Source organism: Kitasatospora sp. NPDC059599 (assembly GCF_042735125.1).
In the GTDB taxonomy this organism is placed as follows: domain Bacteria; phylum Actinomycetota; class Actinomycetes; order Streptomycetales; family Streptomycetaceae; genus Kitasatospora.
This window is the reverse complement of the sequence record NZ_JBHWCL010000205.1, coordinates 1-14,575: the sequence shown is the minus strand read 5'-3', so window position 1 is coordinate 14,575 and position 14,575 is coordinate 1. Positions and strand designations below refer to the sequence as shown.

Below are 14,575 nucleotides of genomic sequence, written 5' to 3'. Positions count from 1 at the left end.
CGCGCCCCCCCCGCTCCCAAAACCCCTCCCGGGGCCCGCCCCCCCCCCCCCCCCCCGGATCCGAAGACCGTACGACTAGTTCTTCTGGATCTGGTCGAAGGAGAGCTCGACCGGGGTCTCCCGGCCGAAGATCTCGACCAAGCCCTTGACCTTCTTCGAGTCGGGGTTGATCTCGTTGATGGTCGCCTGCAGGGTCGCGAACGGACCGTCGGTGACGGTGACCGAGTCGCCGACCTCGAAGTCCAGCACCTGGATCTCGCTCGGCTTGACCGGCGAGGGCTTGCCGGCCTCCTTGGCCGCCTGGCGCTCGACGTCGGGGGCGAGCATCTTGACGACCTCGTCCAGGGTCAGCGGGTACGGGTCGTAGGCGTTGCCGACGAAGCCGGTGACACCCGGGGTGTTGCGCACGACGCCCCAGGACTCCGGGGTGAGGTCCATGCGCACCAGGACGTAGCCGGGGAGCTTGTTCTGGCGGATGGTCTTGCGGTCGCCGTTCTTGATCTGGACGACCTCCTCCTGCGGCACCTCGGCCTGGAAGATGTACTCCTCGACGTTCAGCGAGACGGCGCGCTGCTCCAGGTTCTGCTTCACCCGGTTCTCGTAGCCGGCGTAGGTGTGGATCACGTACCACTCGCCCGGCATGAAGCGCAGGTCCTCGCGGAACTTGGCGACCGGGTCGACCTCCTCGGCCTCCTCCGCCTCCTCGGCGGCCTCGGTCTCCTCGACCTCGGTCTCCTCGGCGGCGGCCTCGACGTCGTCCTCCTCGGCGGGCTCGCCCGCCTCGGCCTCGTCGTACGCCTCGACCTCGTCCTCGTCGCTGTCCGCGGCGTCGACGACCTGCTCGGCGGCCTCGGCGTCGTCAGCCAGCTCGGCCGCGTCCAGCTCGGCGGCGACATCCGCCTCGCGGACGGTCTCGTCGGCGTCGTACAGGGGGGACTCAGACACGGTGGCTGCTTCTTTCCTGGAGATGGTGAAGGTGGCGCGCTCCGAAACCGGACCCGGCACGCTGCCGCTCGCGCGGGCGCCTGGTGAGGTCTCGGAGACTTCAACAGTACCGAGTCAACGGTAACGGCGCGTACGACCGCCGCCGACAGCTCGACCCGGGCCGAAGATCGGCCCGGGTCGGGAGGCTGTTTCGAAGGTGGTCGGCCGCGTCAGCCGAAGATCCAGAGGCTCAGCTTGGAGAAGCCGTAGTCCAGACCGGCCACGAAGGCCATCACGACGACGACGAACACGACCACGACGGTGGTGTAGTTGGTGAGCTCGCTCCGGGTGGGCCAGACGACCTTGCGCAGTTCCGCGATGATCTGGCGGTAGAACAGCCCCATGCGGGCGAACAGGCCCTTCTTGGCCCGCTTGCCGGACTTCTTGTCGCCGGAGCGGTTGGCCCGCTTGCGGTCGCGGCGCGACAGCGCCTTCTCCTCGCCCTCCGCGGGCGTGGTCTCGGCCGCGCCATCGGCACCCTCGGGGTTGCCGCTCTCAGGCGTTGCGGTGGAGCCCGTGGTCTCCGTCACTCGTCCTCACCTGAATCCGGGTCCTGCCGGACTCGCCGCACACCCGATGGGGCACGACCGGCCGGCTTAGCGGTGCTGATCGGTGCCATCTCCGCATCAAGCCCGCTCGCTCTGTGGAGCGAACGGGCTGAAAACGGATCTAGCAGCAGGGCAAGAGGGACTCGAACCCCCAACCGCCGGTTTTGGAGACCGGTGCTCTACCAATTGAGCTATTGCCCTACGGTGCCTCGCGGCTCCTGTGGCGACCAACCTACCGCATCTCTCCCCGCTGTCTGCACAAGCGGTGAAAGCTCCGGTCTTTTCGGCGGGCCGTCGAGCAGCGAGTGTACGTGGTCGAGGGGTGTTTGGTCGAACCTCTTCTTCCGGGACGACCGGTCGCCCGCCGGATGTCCGGTCCGGCGGGGTGCCCGCCGACGGATCGCCGGGCGCCGCGATCCGGACGGGACCGTACGGATACTGGAACCACGACGCCCGGTCCGTCCGGTTCTGCGACCATGCAGACATGAGCGCTTCGACTCCGCAGCCCGACCAGTCCATCCGCCCCGCCGACCGCCGGGTGTCCGCCCGGATCGGCGCGATCGCCGAGTCCGCGACCCTCGCCGTGGACGCCAAGGCCAAGGCCCTCAAGGCCGCCGGCCGCCCGGTCATCGGCTTCGGCGCCGGCGAGCCCGACTTCCCGACCCCGGACTACATCGTCGAGGCGGCCGTCGAGGCCTGCCGCGACCCGAAGAACCACCGGTACACCCCGGCGGGTGGCCTGCCCGAGCTGAAGGCCGCGATCGCCGCCAAGACGCTGCGCGACTCCGGCTACGAGGTGGACGCCGCCCAGGTGCTGGTCACCAACGGCGGCAAGCAGGCGATCTACGAGGCGTTCGCGGCGATCCTGGACCCGGGCGACGAGGTCATCGTCCCGGCCCCGTACTGGACCACCTACCCGGAGTCGATCCAGCTGGCCGGCGGCGTCCCGGTGGCGGTCGTGGCCGACGAGACCACCGGCTACAAGGTGTCGGTCGAGCAGCTGGAGGCCGCCCGCACCGAGAACACCAAGGTGGTGCTGTTCGTCTCGCCGTCCAACCCGACCGGCGCGGTGTACACCCGGGCCGAGGCCGAGGCGATCGGCCGCTGGGCGCTGGAGCACGGCCTGTGGGTGCTCACCGACGAGATCTACGAGCACCTGGTCTACGGCGACGCGACCTTCACCTCGCTGCCGGCCCTGCTGCCCGAGCTGGCCGACAAGTGCATCGTGGTCAACGGTGTCGCCAAGACCTACGCGATGACCGGCTGGCGGGTGGGCTGGGTGATCGGCCCCAAGGACGTCGTCAAGGCCGCGACCAACCTGCAGTCGCACGCCACCTCGAACGTCTCCAACGTCGCGCAGCGCGCCGCCCTGGCCGCCGTCGCCGGCGACCTGGACGCCGTCGCCGAGATGCGCACCGCCTTCGACCGCCGCCGCAGGACCATCGTGCGGATGCTCAACGAGATCGAGGGCGTCTACTGCCCCGAGCCCGAGGGCGCCTTCTACGCCTACCCGTCGGTGAAGGGCCTGCTCGGCAAGGAGATCCGCGGCACCCGCCCGCAGACCTCCGGCGAGCTGGCGACCCTGATCCTGGACGAGGCCGAGGTCGCGGTCGTCCCCGGCGAGGCCTTCGGCACCCCCGGCTACCTGCGGCTCTCCTACGCGCTCGGCGACGCCGACCTGGTCGAGGGCGTCAGCCGGATCCAGAAGCTGCTCGGCGAGGCCCGCGACTGACCCCGGGGTCAACCTGACACGCGGGATTCACCCGGCACACCGCCCTCTTTCACCCCTTCAGGGGATGGAACGAGGGCGGTTCCCGTTTGGGGGCCGCATACGGCAGTATCGGTGAATGGAACGCCTGTTGAACCCGCGAGACGTCAGGGGCCTCCCGAAGGCCCACCTGCACCTGCACTTCACCGGCTCGATGCGCCCCGCCACGCTGCTGGAGCTGGCCGACAAGCACGGCGTCCGGCTGCCGGAGGCGCTCAGCTCCGGCGAGCCGCCGAAACTGCGGGCCACCGACGAGCGCGGCTGGTTCCGCTTCCAGCGCCTCTACGACACCGCCCGCTCGGTGCTGCGGGACGAGGCGGACATCCGCCGGCTGGTCCTGGAGACCGCACAGGACGAGCGGCAGGACGGCTCCCGCTGGCTGGAGATCCAGGTCGACCCGACCTCGTACGCACCCCGGCTGGGCGGGCTGATCCCCGCACTGGAACTGATCCTGGACGCGGTGGAGCAGGCCGCCCGGGCCACCGGGGTGGGGATCCGGGTGCTGGTCGCGGCCAACCGGATGAAGTCCCCGATGGACGCCCGGACACTGGCCCGGCTGGCCGTCCGCTACGCCGACCACGGGGTGGTCGGCTTCGGCCTCTCCAACGACGAGCGCCGCGGCCTCGCCCGGGACTTCGACCGGGCCTTCGCGATCGCCCGCAGGGGCGGCCTGCTGGCGGCCCCGCACGGCGGCGAGCTGGCCGGCCCGGAGTCCGTCCGGGACTGCGTGGACGACCTGGACGCCGGCCGGATCGGCCACGGCGTGCGGGCCGCCGAGGACCCGCGGCTGATGGAGCGGCTGGCGGCCCGGCAGATCACCTGCGAGGTGTGCCCGTCCTCCAACGTCTCGCTGGGCGTCTACGAGAGCCCCGAGGAAGTCCCGCTGCGCAGGCTCTTCGACGCCGGGGTCCCGCTGGCGCTGGGCGCGGACGACCCGCTGCTGTTCGGCAGCCGGCTGGCCGCGCAGTACGACCTGGCCCGGGACGTCCTGGGCTTCAGCGACGCCGAACTCGCCGAGCTGGCACGGCAGTCGGTGCGCGGCTCGGTCGCGCCGGAGGCCGTCCGCAAGGAGCTGCTGGCGGACATCGACGCCTGGCTGGCGAACGGGCACGCCCCCGCGGACGCGCCCGCCGCCACCGCTGCCACGGCCACGGCCACGACCGTCTAGAGCGCGACGCCGACCATCACCGGCTCGTTCACCAGCTCCACCCCGAAGGCCTCGCGGACCCCGTCCCGGATCTCCCGGGCCAGGGCCAGCAGGTCCTCGGCGGTGGCCGAGCCGCGGTTGGTGAGCGCCAGGGTGTGCTTGGTGGAGAGGGTCGCCGGGCCGCTGCCGTAGCCCTTGCCGAAGCCGGCCTTGTCGATCAGCCAGGCCGCGGAGGTCTTGGTGCAGCCCTCCGGGGCCGGGTAGGCGGGGGCGTTCTCGGCGCCCGGGCGGGTCCGGAAGGACTCGTACTGCGCGGCCGTGAGCACCGGGTTGGTGAAGAAGGAGCCGGCCGACCAGGTGTCGTGGTCCGCCGGGTCCAGCACCATGCCCTTGCCGGACCGCAGCTTCAGCACCGCCTCGTACGCCTCCACCAGCGGCACCCGCTCGTCCGGCCCGACGCCGAAGTGCTTGGCCACCTCGGCGTACTTGACCGGGCTGGAGAAGCCGTCGTGGTCCGTCAGGGCGAACCGGACCCGCAGCACCACGTAGCGGTCCGGCTCGGCCTTGAACCGGCTGTGCCGGTAGGAGAACGCGCACTCGGCGTTCGAGAGCGTGACCACCCGATCGGCCGCGCGGTCGTAGGCGACGACCTCGGTGATCGTGTGGGCGACCTCCTGGCCGTACGCGCCGACGTTCTGGACCGGGGTGGCACCGGCCGAACCGGGGATGCCGGCCAGGAACTCGACGCCGGCCAGGCCGTGCTCGCGCACCGCGCGGGTGACCGCCTCCGACCACACCTCACCGGCGGCCAGCTCCAGCACCGTGCCGTCCAGGGTGAAGCCGGCGGTGGCGATCCGCAGCACCGTGCCGGGGAAGCCGTCGTCGCCGATCACCAGGTTGGAGCCGCCGCCGAGGACGAGCAGCGGCTCGCCGGCCGCGTCGGCCTCGCGCACGGCGGCGATCACCTCGTCGTCGGTGTGGGCGGTCACCAGGCGGCGGGCCGGGCCGCCGAGCCGGAGCGTGGTCAGCGGGGCGAGGGGGGCGTCGTTTTCTACCAGCACGCCCACCAGCGTACGGGGGGAAGGGCGGCCGCCCGGCCGCCCTTCCCCCCGCACCCCGCCCCGCACGCCGTACCGGCTCAGACCCGGGCGGCCTCGGCCCGGTCCCCCGCCGGCTGCCCGGCGGACCCGGCAGCCGCGGCGGCCGCCGCGGCCTTGCGGCGGCGCGGGATCAGCACTGCGGCGAACGCACCCACGCCGACGGCCACCGCGCCGACGTACAGCGCGGGCACCAGCCCGTCCGCGAAGGCCTGCGCCGACTGGTAGCCGCCCTGTGCCGAGAACACCGCCGAGAGCACGGCGACCCCGAGGGCTCCGCCGACCTCGCGCATCGCGTTGTTGGCGCCGGAGGCGATCCCCTGCTCCTGCGGCCGGACGCTCGCCATCACCAGCTGGGCGGTCGGGCCGAAGTACAGCGACATGCCGATCCCGCAGATCACGATGGCCGGGATCTGCGCGGGGTAGTCGAAGCCGCCGCCGTCGGCGACGAGTCCGAACAGCGCTAGGCCGACGGCCTGGAGGGCCAGCCCGGTGACCACGATCGGGCGCCCGCCGATCCGGTCGGAGACGATGCCCGCGATCGGCGAGACCAGCAGCGGCATCGCGGTCCACGGCAGCATCCGGATGCCGGCCTCCTGCGGGCTGTAGCCCCCGACGCCCTGGAGGTACTGGCTGATCAGGAAGATCGAGCCGAACATCCCGAGGTACATCAGCAGGCTGGCGGCGTTGACGGCCGAGAAGGCGCGGCTGCGGAAGAGCCGCATCGGCAGCATCGGGTGGGCGGCCACGCGCTGCTCGTACCGGACGAAGGCGGCCAGCAGCACGACGCCGGCGATCAGGGCGCCGAGGACCAGCGGACTGGTCCAGCCGTCCGGGTTGCCGCGGATCAGGCCGAGCACCACGCCGAACATGCCCAGGCTGACCAGGAGGGTCCCGGGCAGGTCCAGGGCCCGGTCCGCGCCCCGGCTCTCGCCGAGCCGCCGGAAGGCCAGCGGCAGCAGCAGGAGACCGACCGGGACGTTCACCCAGAAGATCCACTGCCAGGAGAAGTGCTCGGTCAGCGACCCGCCGATCAGCGGTCCGGCGGCGACGGCGAGGCCGCTGACGCCCGACCAGATGCCGAAGGCCATCCCCCGCTTGGCCTCGGGCACGGCGGCGGTGAGCAGGGTGAGGGTGAGCGGCATCATCACCGCGGCACCGACGCCCTGCACCGCCCGGGCGGCGATCAGCTCGCCGATCTCCGGGGAGAGGGCGGCCCCCGCGGAGCCGGCGGTGAAGATCGCCAGGCCGATCAGGAAGATCCGGCGGCGGCCGAAGCGGTCGCCGAGGGCGGCCCCGAACATCAGCAGCACGGCGAAGCTCAGGGTGTAGGCACTGACCGTCCATTCGAGGTCGGACAGCCCGCCGCCGAGTTCCTCGCGGATCGACGGCAGTGCGGTGGTGACCACCAGGTTGTCCAGGGCGGCCATGAAACTGGCCGCGCTGACGATCACCAGGGTCCAGATCGCGGTCCTGCCGAGGGCCGGTTTCTCCGTCATGACGTCCCCAGGTCTCTAGGTAGTTGGTGCCTCTAGGTAGTTATTGATCAATAACTTTCATGGGCCGAAAAGAGGCCACACGGATGCCACCGCGCGACCCCGCTACCCGGCCGGTTCACACCCGTCGAAGCCGCCCCAGATCCGGTGGTCCGGCGGGAAACCCAGCGCCACCAGGGTGTTGATCAGCATCCCGTGCGCGAAGAACTGCGTGGCGTCCTTCATGTCGCCGCCGATCCGGATCCTGACCCGCTCGAACAGGCTCTCCCACAGCCGCCGGGCGCTCTCCCCGATCTCCTCCTCGCCGACCGCCCTGGCCGCGAACACGGAGACGTAGAGCTGCATCTGCATCATCAGCTGGTCACGGTCCTCGACCAGCCCCAGGTACGCCTCGGACATCGCCTCGGCGGCGGCCTCGCCGGTCAGGCCGGCCGACGCCTCGTCGAAGACCCTCCAGGTCTCCTCGACACAGCGCTCGGCGGCGGCCTCGAAGATGGCCTGCTTGCCCGGGAAGAGCCGGAACAGGTACGGCTGCGAGACGCCCACCCGGCGGGCGATCGCCTCGGTGGAGGTGCCCCGGTAGCCACCCCGGGCGAACTCGATCATCGCGGCACGGACGACGCTCTCGCGCCGCTCCTCCGCGCTCATCCGCATGCTCGACCTCGCCATGACTTCCAAGTTAGTGGCCAATCACTATCTATGCAAGGCCCACGACCGCACCCGGGGATCCCGCCGCACGGCCCCGGTCGCAGCCGGCCACCCGACCGTGGCCGGACCCCCGGCCAGGCCCCCCCGGCCCGGCCCTCCCCCGGTCGGTCCTCCCCCGGACCGGTCGACCTCAGGCCAGCCGGACGATCGCCCTGGACATCCCGAGGACCTTCTGACCGCCCGTGGTGGCCAGCAGGTCGACCTGCACCCGGCCGTCGTCCAGCTTCTTGGCGACCTTCGCCGAGACCTCGATCACCGCGCCGACCCCGTCGTCGGGCACCGGCACCGGACGGGTGAACCGCACGCCGTACTCGACCACCGCGGCCGGGTCGCCGACCCAGTCGGTGACCACCCGGATCGCCTCGGCCATGGTGAACATGCCGTGCGCGATGACGTCCGGGAGGCCGACCTCCAGGGCGAACCTCTCGTTCCAGTGGATCGGATTGAAGTCGCCCGAGGCGCCCGCGTAGCGCACCAGGGTGGCGCGGGTCACCGGGAACGACTGCGCCGGCAGCTCGGTGCCGACCTCGACCTCGTCGTAGCTGATCGCCATCGTGTTCACTCCCCCGCTTCGTCGGCGGCCCGGGCCACCAGGGTCATGACCGCCGTCAGCACGTGCTCGCCGGTCCCGTCCAGCACCTCGCCGCGCACGGTGAGCACGTCGTTGCCCGCCAGCGACTTGATGTTGTCGATGGTCACCACGACCGAGAGCCGGTCGCCGGCCCGCACCGGGCGCGTGTAGGTGAACTTCTGGTCGCCGTGGACGACCCGGCTGAAGTCCAGGCCCAGCTCCGGGTCCCCCACGACCTGGCCGGCCGCACTGTAGGTGACCACGAACGGGAAGGTCGGCGGGGCGATCACGTCCGGGTGGCCCAACGCCTTCGCCGCCTCGGCGTCGGCGTACGCCGGATTGGCGTCGCCGATCGCGATCGCGAACTCGCGGATCTTCTCCCGGCCGACCTCGTACGGCTCGGTGGGCGGGTAACTACGCCCGATGAAGGAGGGGTCGAGCGCCATGGCAGCTCCTCGGAACACGGATGGACACGAAGCGGACGGATACGGAAATGACTCCGGGCCGCACCCCCCAAGAGGGATGCGGCCCGGAGTCGAAGACCTGAGTTCACACAGGCCCGATGCCCTACGAAGAGGTCAGCGGGTCTCGCGGTGAGCGGTGTGCGAGTTGCAGCGGGGGCAGTGCTTCTTCATCTCAAGACGGTCCGGGTCGTTACGCCGGTTCTTCTTGGTGATGTAGTTCCGCTCCTTGCACTCCACGCAGGCCAGCGTGATCTTCGGGCGGACGTCGGTGGCAGCCACGGGAGTGCCTTCCTTGGACAACGAATAAGAACACAACAAGAGTAGCCGACCGGGAGTGCGATCTCCCGACCGACTACGCGGGGTAGCGGTGACCGGACTTGAACCGGTGACACAGCGATTATGAGCCGCTTGCTCTACCAACTGAGCTACACCGCCACAGTGATCCGCAGCACAGCCGAAACTGACTGCTTCTCACCAGAGCCCCCATGCGGAATCGAACCGCAGACCTTCTCCTTACCATGGAGACGCTCTACCGACTGAGCTATAGGGGCGAACGAGGAAGAGATTACACGTTTCGCGGCCGGAGGTGAAATCCGTATCCCGCGGCGAAGACCGCAGGTGGGCGAGGTGCACGGAGGAGCGATCCAAGGCCGGGTGTTCGATCGGCCCACGGGGCGCACGGCCCGACCCGATACGACTATTGCCCGCCTCCCGGCGCCCCGCCCCCGCGCGCCATAGGCTCGACGCTCATTCACCGGGATCGACTGGCCGCCCGCACGGGCCGGCCCGAGAAGGAGCCCGCGATGGACAGCGCAGCCGCCGACGGGCCGCACCACGGGCCCGGCCCGGCGGCCAACCCCCTCGGGCACGGCCCGGTCCTGCTGCTCACCGGTGCCCGGCTGGCCGACGGGCGGGTGGTGGACGTCCGGATCAGCGGCGACCGGATCCAGGCCGTCGGCACCGTCGGCAGCCTCGGCCCGATGCCCGCCCTGCCCGGCGCGCCCACCGTCACCACCGGCGCCCGGATCGACCTCAAGGGCTACCTGCTGCTCCCGGCCCCCGCCGAGGCGCACGCCCACTACGACACCGCCTTCTCCGCCGCCCTGCCCGCCCCGCCCGAGGACACCCAGGCCGACCTCACCCGCCGGATCACCGAGGCCGCGCTCACCTCGCTCGGCTACGGCGCCACCGCCCAGCGCACCCACGTCCGGATCGGCGACGTGCACGGGCTGCGCCCCCTGGAAGCGGTGCTCACCGCCCGGCAGGCGCTGCGCGGGCTGGCCGACCTGCAGGCCGTGGCGATGCCCCGGCTGCTCACCGGCCGGGCCGGCGCGGACGGCCGGGCACAGCTGCGCGAGGCGCTGAAGCTCGGCGCCACGGCGGCGGGCGGCTGCCCGGAGCTCGACCCCGACCCGGCCGGGTACGTCCAGCTGTTGCTGGAGGCCGCCCGGGAGGCGGACTGCCCGGTCGACCTGCACACCACCGCCGCCGACGTCGCCCAACTCGCGCGGCTGACGGGCGCCTTGGCGCCGCTGCGGCCGCGGGTGACGCTCGGGCCGTGCGGTGCGCTGGCCCGGGGGGCGTCGGCGGTGCTGGCGACCGGCGGGGTGCGGGTGGTGTGCCTGCCGCAGAACGGCGGCTGCATCGGCCTGGAGGGCCGCGCGACGGGCCTGCAGCCGGGCCTGCTGAGGGAGTTGGCGGCGGCCCGGGTGCCACTGGCGGCGGGCAGCGGAGCGCTGCGCGACCCGTCCAACCCGGTCGGCCGGGCGGATCCACTGGAGTCGGCGTACCTGCTGGCGGCGGGCGGGGAGCTGGACCCGGAGGCGGCGTACGACGCGGTGGCGAACCAGGCCCGGGCGGCGCTCGGGCTGCCGCCGGTCCGGGTGGACGCCGGGTTCCCGGCGGAGCTGCTGGCGGTGCGCGGGGACAGCCTGGCCGGGGCGCTCGCCGGCGGGCACAGCCGGCTGGTGGTGCACAGCGGCCGGGTGGTCAGCCGGACCAGCGCGGTGCGGGAGTTCGCGGACACCGTGGCACTGGCGCTGCCCCGGCAGTCCGGGAGCGCCGAGGACTGACCGGCGAGGGCCGGCCGGGCCTGCGGGGTCGGCAGGGCCTGCGGACGGACGGGACCGGACCGGACGGGAGCGGAGCGGCGGATCAACGGTGCGGACCGGGAGACCGAAGGTGCGGACCGGGAGACCAAAGGGGCGCGCGACGGATTGTCACGCGCCCCTCCCCCACCTGCCGGCCGTCGTTCGACGGCGACGCGAGCGGCCCCGGCTACCCCACACGGAACGGGGACCGCTCGGTTCGGTACCGACGCTACGCCCACGGAGCACCTCCCCCGGCCGGCCTTGACGCTCTCCTGTCGGGCCGGGGACCGGTCTTGACGCCACTTTGACGCCGACGCCCGGACGCCCGGACGCACGTACGCACGGGTCTCCGGCCCGGCGCTACGGCACGTACCGGTACCCGATCCCCGGCTCGGTGATCAGGTGCCGCGGCCGGGCCGGGTCGCGCTCCAACTTGCGGCGCAGCCCGGCGAGATAGACCCGCAGGTAGTTGCCGCGCCCCTCCTGGGCCGGGCCCCACACCTCGCGCAGGATCTGCCGGCCGGGCACCAGCCGGCCGGGGTTGGCGAGCAGCAGCGCGAGGATCCGCCACTCGGTCGGGGTGAGCCGCACCGGGCCGGCGGGACCGTTGACGGTGGTGGCCGCGAGGTCCACGGTGTGGTCGCCGATCACCGGCCTGGTCGGCGGGACACCGCCCAGCGGCCGGCGCAGCACCGCCCGTAACCGGGCCAGGAGTTCGTCCATCAGGAACGGCTTGGTGAGGTAGTCGTCCGCGCCCGCGTCCAGGGCGCCGACCTTGTCGGCGGCGTCACTGCGGCCGGAGAGCACGATGATCGGCATCGCGCTGCGGGTGCGCAGGCCGCGCAGCACCTCCATCCCGTCGAGGTCGGGCAGGCCGAGGTCGAGCAGGACGGCGTCCGGGAGCGCGTGCGCGGCGCGGTCGAGCGCCTCGCCGCCGCTGGCGGCGGTGCGGACGGCGTACTGCCGGGCGCTGAGGTTGATCCGCAGGGTGCGCAGCAGCGCCGGTTCGTCGTCGACGATCAGGATGTCACTCATGCGGTGGCTCCTTCCCCTGGGCGGCGGGCTCGGTGGCGGGGTGCGCCATGACGGCGGGCAGGGTGAGCAGCATGGTGGTGCCGCCGCCGGGGGTGTCCTCGACCTCCAGGCTGCCGCCCATGGCCTCGGCGAGGCCGCGGGAGAGGGCGAGGCCGAGGCCGACACCGGTGGTGTTGTCGGTGTCGCCGAGGCGTTGGAAGGGCAGGAAGACCCGGTCGCGGTCCTCGGGGGCGATGCCGGGGCCGCGGTCGATCACCCGGATCTCGACCTGGTCGGCGTGGTGGCTGGCGGTGACGAGGACGGGTGCGCCGGGGGCGTTGTGGCGCAGCGCGTTGGTGATCACGTTGGCGAGGACGCGTTCCAGCAGCGGCGGGTCGGCGAGCACGGCCGGGGTCGTGTCCAGGTCCAGCGGCTGGACCGGTGCGTACGGGTCGGGGAGGCTGTCGAGCGCCCGGGGCAGGATCTCGTCCAGGTGGGTCTCGGTGAGGTGCAGGGTGAGCACGCCGGCCTGGAGGCGGCTCATGTCGAGGAGGTTGTCGACCAGGCGGGTGAGTTTGACCAGCGATTCGTCGGCGGTGGCGAGGAGTTCGGCCTGGTCCTCGGGGGAGAACTCGACGTCGGGGCTGCGCAGCGAGCCGACCGAGGCGCGGGCGGCGGCGAGCGGGGTGCGCAGGTCGTGGCTGACGGCGGCGAGCAGGGCGGTACGCATCCGGTCGGCGGCCTTGATGGGCTCGACCTCGGCGGCGACGACGGCCAGCCGGTCGCGTTCCAGGGCGGCGGCGACGTGGGCGGCGAAGGCGGTGAGCACGCGCTGGTCGGCGGCGGACAGCCGGCGGCCGGTGAGCACCAGGACGGCGTCCGCGCCGACCGGGACCTCGGTGGACTCCTGCGGGCCGTCGCCGTCGTCCTGGTGCTCACCCTCGCAGTGCGCCCGCACCGAGCCGTCGGCCCGGGAGAGCAGGGCGACGGCCCGCATGCCGAAGGCCGTCCGGGACTTCTCCAGCAGGGCGGGCAGCGCGTCGGCGCCGCGCAGCACGCTGCCGGCCAGGGTGGAGAGGGTCTCGGCCTCGGCGGTGGCCCGGGCGGCCCGGGTGGTGAGCCGGCCGGCGTGGTCGACCACGGTGGAGACGGTGAGGGCGATGGCGGCGAAGACCACCAGGGCGACGATGTTGTTGGTCTCGCCGATGGTGAGGCTGTGGATCGGCGGGATGAAGTAGTAGTTCAGCAGTACCGAGGCGATGACCGAGGCCACCAGGGCGGACACCGCACCGCCGAGCAGGGCGACGATGACGACGCCGAGCTGGAAGATCAGGGCGTCGGTGGTGAGGTTGATCCGGTGGTGCGCCTGGGAGAGCAGGGCGGTGAGCAGCCAGGGCAGCACCAGGCCCGCCGCGTAGCCGACGACGGTGCGGCGCCGGGAGTGGCGGCGGCCGAGCGGGGGCAGCCGGCCGCGGCCGGTGAACTCGTGGGTGACCATGTGGACGTCGATGTCCTCGGAGGCGTCCACGGTGGTCTCGCCGATGCCGGGGCCGGTCAGGAAGCGGCTGACCCGGCCGCGGCGGCTGGTGCCCAGGACCAGCTGGGTGGCGTCGTGGGCGCGGGCGAAGGCGAGCAGTGCGGTGGGGATGTCGTCGCCGACGACCACGTGGTAGCTGCCGCCGAGGGTCTCGACCAGCTGCCGTTGCTGGGCGAGTGCGCCGGAGGAGGCGCCGGCCAGGCCGTCGCTGCGGGTGATGTGGACGGCCAGCAGTTCGCCGCCGGCGGTGCGGTCGGCGATGCGCGCGGCGCGGCGGATGATCGTTTCGCCTTCGGGGCCGCCGGTGAGGGCGACCACGACGCGTTCACGGGTCTCCCAGACCCGGTCGATGCTGTGGGTCGCGCGGTAGTCGCGCAGGCCCTCGTCGACCCGTCCGGCGACCCAGAGCAGGGCGAGTTCGCGCAGGGCGGTGAGGTTGCCGACCCGGAAGTAGTTGGAGAGCGCGGCGTCCACCTTCTCCGCCTTGTAGACGTTGCCGTGGGCCATCCGGCGGCGCAGTGCCTGCGGGGCCATGTCGACGAGTTCGATCTGGTCGGCCCGGCGGACCACCTCGTCCGGGACGGTCTCGCGCTGCGGGATGCCGGTGATCTTCCGGACGACGTCGTTGAGCGACTCCAGGTGCTGGATGTTGACGGTGGTGATGACGTCGATCCCGGCGGCCAGGATCTCCTCGACGTCCTGCCAGCGCTTGGGGTGCCGGCCGCCGGGGACGTTGGTGTGCGCCAGCTCGTCGACCAGGACGACGGACGGACGGCGGGCGAGCACCGCGTCGAGGTCCATCTCCTCGAACTCGGCTTCCCGGTAGGAGCGGTGGACCCTCGGCAGGACCTCCAGGCCGGCCAGCATGCCCTCGGTGTGGCGCCGCCCGTGGCACTCGATGTACCCGATCACGACGTCGGACCCGCGTTCCTGTCTGCGCCGGGCCTCGTCCAGCATCCGGTAGGTCTTGCCGACCCCCGGCGCGGAGCCGAGGTACACCCTCAGCCGGCCACGGCGGATGCCGGCACCGGGGGTGAGGTCGCGGGCCATGGGCACTGCTCTTTCCATCGTGAGGTGGTGCGCGCCCCGGGAGGTGGTGCGCGCGGACGCGGGTCGGCCGGCCCGGGCGCGGGAGGTGTTCTCCCGTGCCC

Annotated in this window: 13 protein-coding genes and 3 tRNA genes; 3 read left to right on the top strand and 13 right to left on the bottom strand. The window is 72.6% G+C overall.

Translation table 11 applies throughout. The annotated features are described in order from the left end of the window. Nucleotides 1–75: 75 nt before the first annotated feature. The 3 genes from nusG to ACFV04_RS40490 form a co-directional block, all read right to left on the bottom strand. The gene (gene nusG / locus ACFV04_RS40500) at nt 76–945 is read right to left on the bottom strand and encodes a transcription termination/antitermination protein NusG (protein ID WP_380536081.1); all 870 of its coding nucleotides are present in this window, start codon (nt 943–945) and stop codon (nt 76–78) included. Nucleotides 946–1,154: 209 nt separating this feature from the next. Beyond that, nucleotides 1,155–1,514 carry a preprotein translocase subunit SecE gene (secE, locus tag ACFV04_RS40495; RefSeq protein WP_380341384.1) on the bottom strand — a complete coding sequence of 120 codons (360 nt, stop codon included), beginning with the start codon at nt 1,512–1,514 and terminating at the stop codon, nt 1,155–1,157. Nucleotides 1,515–1,660: 146 nt separating this feature from the next. Next, a tRNA-Trp gene (locus tag ACFV04_RS40490) sits at nt 1,661–1,733 on the bottom strand. Between the two features lie 283 nt (nt 1,734–2,016). Here ACFV04_RS40490 and ACFV04_RS40485 point away from each other — a divergent pair. Together ACFV04_RS40485 and ACFV04_RS40480 are read left to right on the top strand one after the other, a co-directional pair. Beyond that, nucleotides 2,017–3,264: a pyridoxal phosphate-dependent aminotransferase gene (locus ACFV04_RS40485; protein WP_380341387.1), complete on the top strand. Its 1,248-nt coding sequence runs from the start codon at nt 2,017–2,019 to the stop codon at nt 3,262–3,264. Between the two features lie 115 nt (nt 3,265–3,379). Beyond that, nucleotides 3,380–4,468, top strand: a complete 1,089-nt coding sequence (locus ACFV04_RS40480; RefSeq protein ID WP_380536078.1) for an adenosine deaminase — start codon at nt 3,380–3,382, stop codon at nt 4,466–4,468. Here the strand turns inward: ACFV04_RS40480 and ACFV04_RS40475 are convergent. From ACFV04_RS40475 to ACFV04_RS40440, 8 genes are all read right to left on the bottom strand, one after another. After that, nucleotides 4,465–5,508: a UDP-N-acetylmuramate dehydrogenase gene (locus ACFV04_RS40475; protein WP_360254575.1), complete on the bottom strand. Its 1,044-nt coding sequence runs from the start codon at nt 5,506–5,508 to the stop codon at nt 4,465–4,467. The genes ACFV04_RS40480 and ACFV04_RS40475 overlap by 4 nt on opposite strands. 77 nt (nt 5,509–5,585) lie before the next feature. After that, entirely contained in the window at nt 5,586–7,043 is a 1,458-nt protein-coding gene (locus ACFV04_RS40470) for an MFS transporter (RefSeq protein ID WP_380349487.1), read from the bottom strand. A 102-nt stretch (nt 7,044–7,145) separates the two neighbouring features. Then, nucleotides 7,146–7,709 carry a TetR/AcrR family transcriptional regulator gene (locus ACFV04_RS40465; protein ID WP_360254571.1) on the bottom strand — a complete coding sequence of 188 codons (564 nt, stop codon included), beginning with the start codon at nt 7,707–7,709 and terminating at the stop codon, nt 7,146–7,148. 169 nt (nt 7,710–7,878) lie between these two features. Beyond that, on the bottom strand, nt 7,879–8,301 hold the full coding sequence (locus tag ACFV04_RS40460; protein WP_380349491.1) for a MaoC family dehydratase: 423 nt from the start codon (nt 8,299–8,301) through the stop codon (nt 7,879–7,881). Nucleotides 8,302–8,306: 5 nt separating this feature from the next. Then, nucleotides 8,307–8,765, bottom strand: a complete 459-nt coding sequence (locus tag ACFV04_RS40455; RefSeq protein ID WP_360254567.1) for a MaoC family dehydratase N-terminal domain-containing protein — start codon at nt 8,763–8,765, stop codon at nt 8,307–8,309. A gap of 132 nt (nt 8,766–8,897) precedes the next feature. After that, a complete protein-coding gene (gene rpmG, locus ACFV04_RS40450) occupies nt 8,898–9,062 on the bottom strand; it encodes a 50S ribosomal protein L33 (RefSeq protein WP_006604855.1) in 165 nt (54 codons plus the stop codon). Between the two features lie 83 nt (nt 9,063–9,145). After that, a tRNA-Met gene (locus tag ACFV04_RS40445) sits at nt 9,146–9,218 on the bottom strand. Between the two features lie 43 nt (nt 9,219–9,261). Beyond that, nucleotides 9,262–9,334, bottom strand: a tRNA-Thr gene (locus ACFV04_RS40440). 252 nt (nt 9,335–9,586) lie between these two features. On the opposite strand from ACFV04_RS40440, the gene ACFV04_RS40435 reads away from it, so the two are divergent. Beyond that, nucleotides 9,587–10,855, top strand: a complete 1,269-nt coding sequence (locus ACFV04_RS40435; protein WP_380536075.1) for a hydrolase — start codon at nt 9,587–9,589, stop codon at nt 10,853–10,855. Nucleotides 10,856–11,233: 378 nt separating this feature from the next. Here the strand turns inward: ACFV04_RS40435 and ACFV04_RS40430 are convergent, their stop codons facing one another. Together ACFV04_RS40430 and ACFV04_RS40425 are read right to left on the bottom strand one after the other, a co-directional pair. Next, nucleotides 11,234–11,908 (bottom strand): response regulator, encoded by a 675-nt coding sequence (locus tag ACFV04_RS40430; RefSeq protein ID WP_380536073.1) that lies wholly within the window; start codon nt 11,906–11,908, stop codon nt 11,234–11,236. After that, nucleotides 11,901–14,474, bottom strand: a complete 2,574-nt coding sequence (locus ACFV04_RS40425) for an ATP-binding protein (RefSeq protein WP_380536071.1) — start codon at nt 14,472–14,474, stop codon at nt 11,901–11,903. Before ACFV04_RS40425 ends, ACFV04_RS40430 begins: the two co-directional genes overlap by 8 nt. Between the last annotated feature and the right edge of the window lie 101 nt (nt 14,475–14,575).

Excerpts from the sequence above, each read along its gene's own strand:
- ACFV04_RS40485 (WP_380341387.1), top strand. The coding sequence starts at position 2,017 with ATGAGCGCTTCGACTCCGCAGCCCGACCAGTCCATCCGCCCCGCCGAC.
- ACFV04_RS40480 (WP_380536078.1), top strand. The coding sequence starts at position 3,380 with ATGGAACGCCTGTTGAACCCGCGAGACGTCAGGGGCCTCCCGAAGGCC.
- ACFV04_RS40470 (WP_380349487.1), bottom strand. The coding sequence starts at position 7,043 with ATGACGGAGAAACCGGCCCTCGGCAGGACCGCGATCTGGACCCTGGTG.
- ACFV04_RS40465 (WP_360254571.1), bottom strand. The coding sequence starts at position 7,709 with ATGGCGAGGTCGAGCATGCGGATGAGCGCGGAGGAGCGGCGCGAGAGC.
- ACFV04_RS40460 (WP_380349491.1), bottom strand. The coding sequence starts at position 8,301 with ATGGCGATCAGCTACGACGAGGTCGAGGTCGGCACCGAGCTGCCGGCG.
- ACFV04_RS40455 (WP_360254567.1), bottom strand. The coding sequence starts at position 8,765 with ATGGCGCTCGACCCCTCCTTCATCGGGCGTAGTTACCCGCCCACCGAG.
- ACFV04_RS40435 (WP_380536075.1), top strand. The coding sequence starts at position 9,587 with ATGGACAGCGCAGCCGCCGACGGGCCGCACCACGGGCCCGGCCCGGCG.
- ACFV04_RS40430 (WP_380536073.1), bottom strand. The coding sequence starts at position 11,908 with ATGAGTGACATCCTGATCGTCGACGACGAACCGGCGCTGCTGCGCACC.
- ACFV04_RS40425 (WP_380536071.1), bottom strand. The coding sequence starts at position 14,474 with ATGGCCCGCGACCTCACCCCCGGTGCCGGCATCCGCCGTGGCCGGCTG.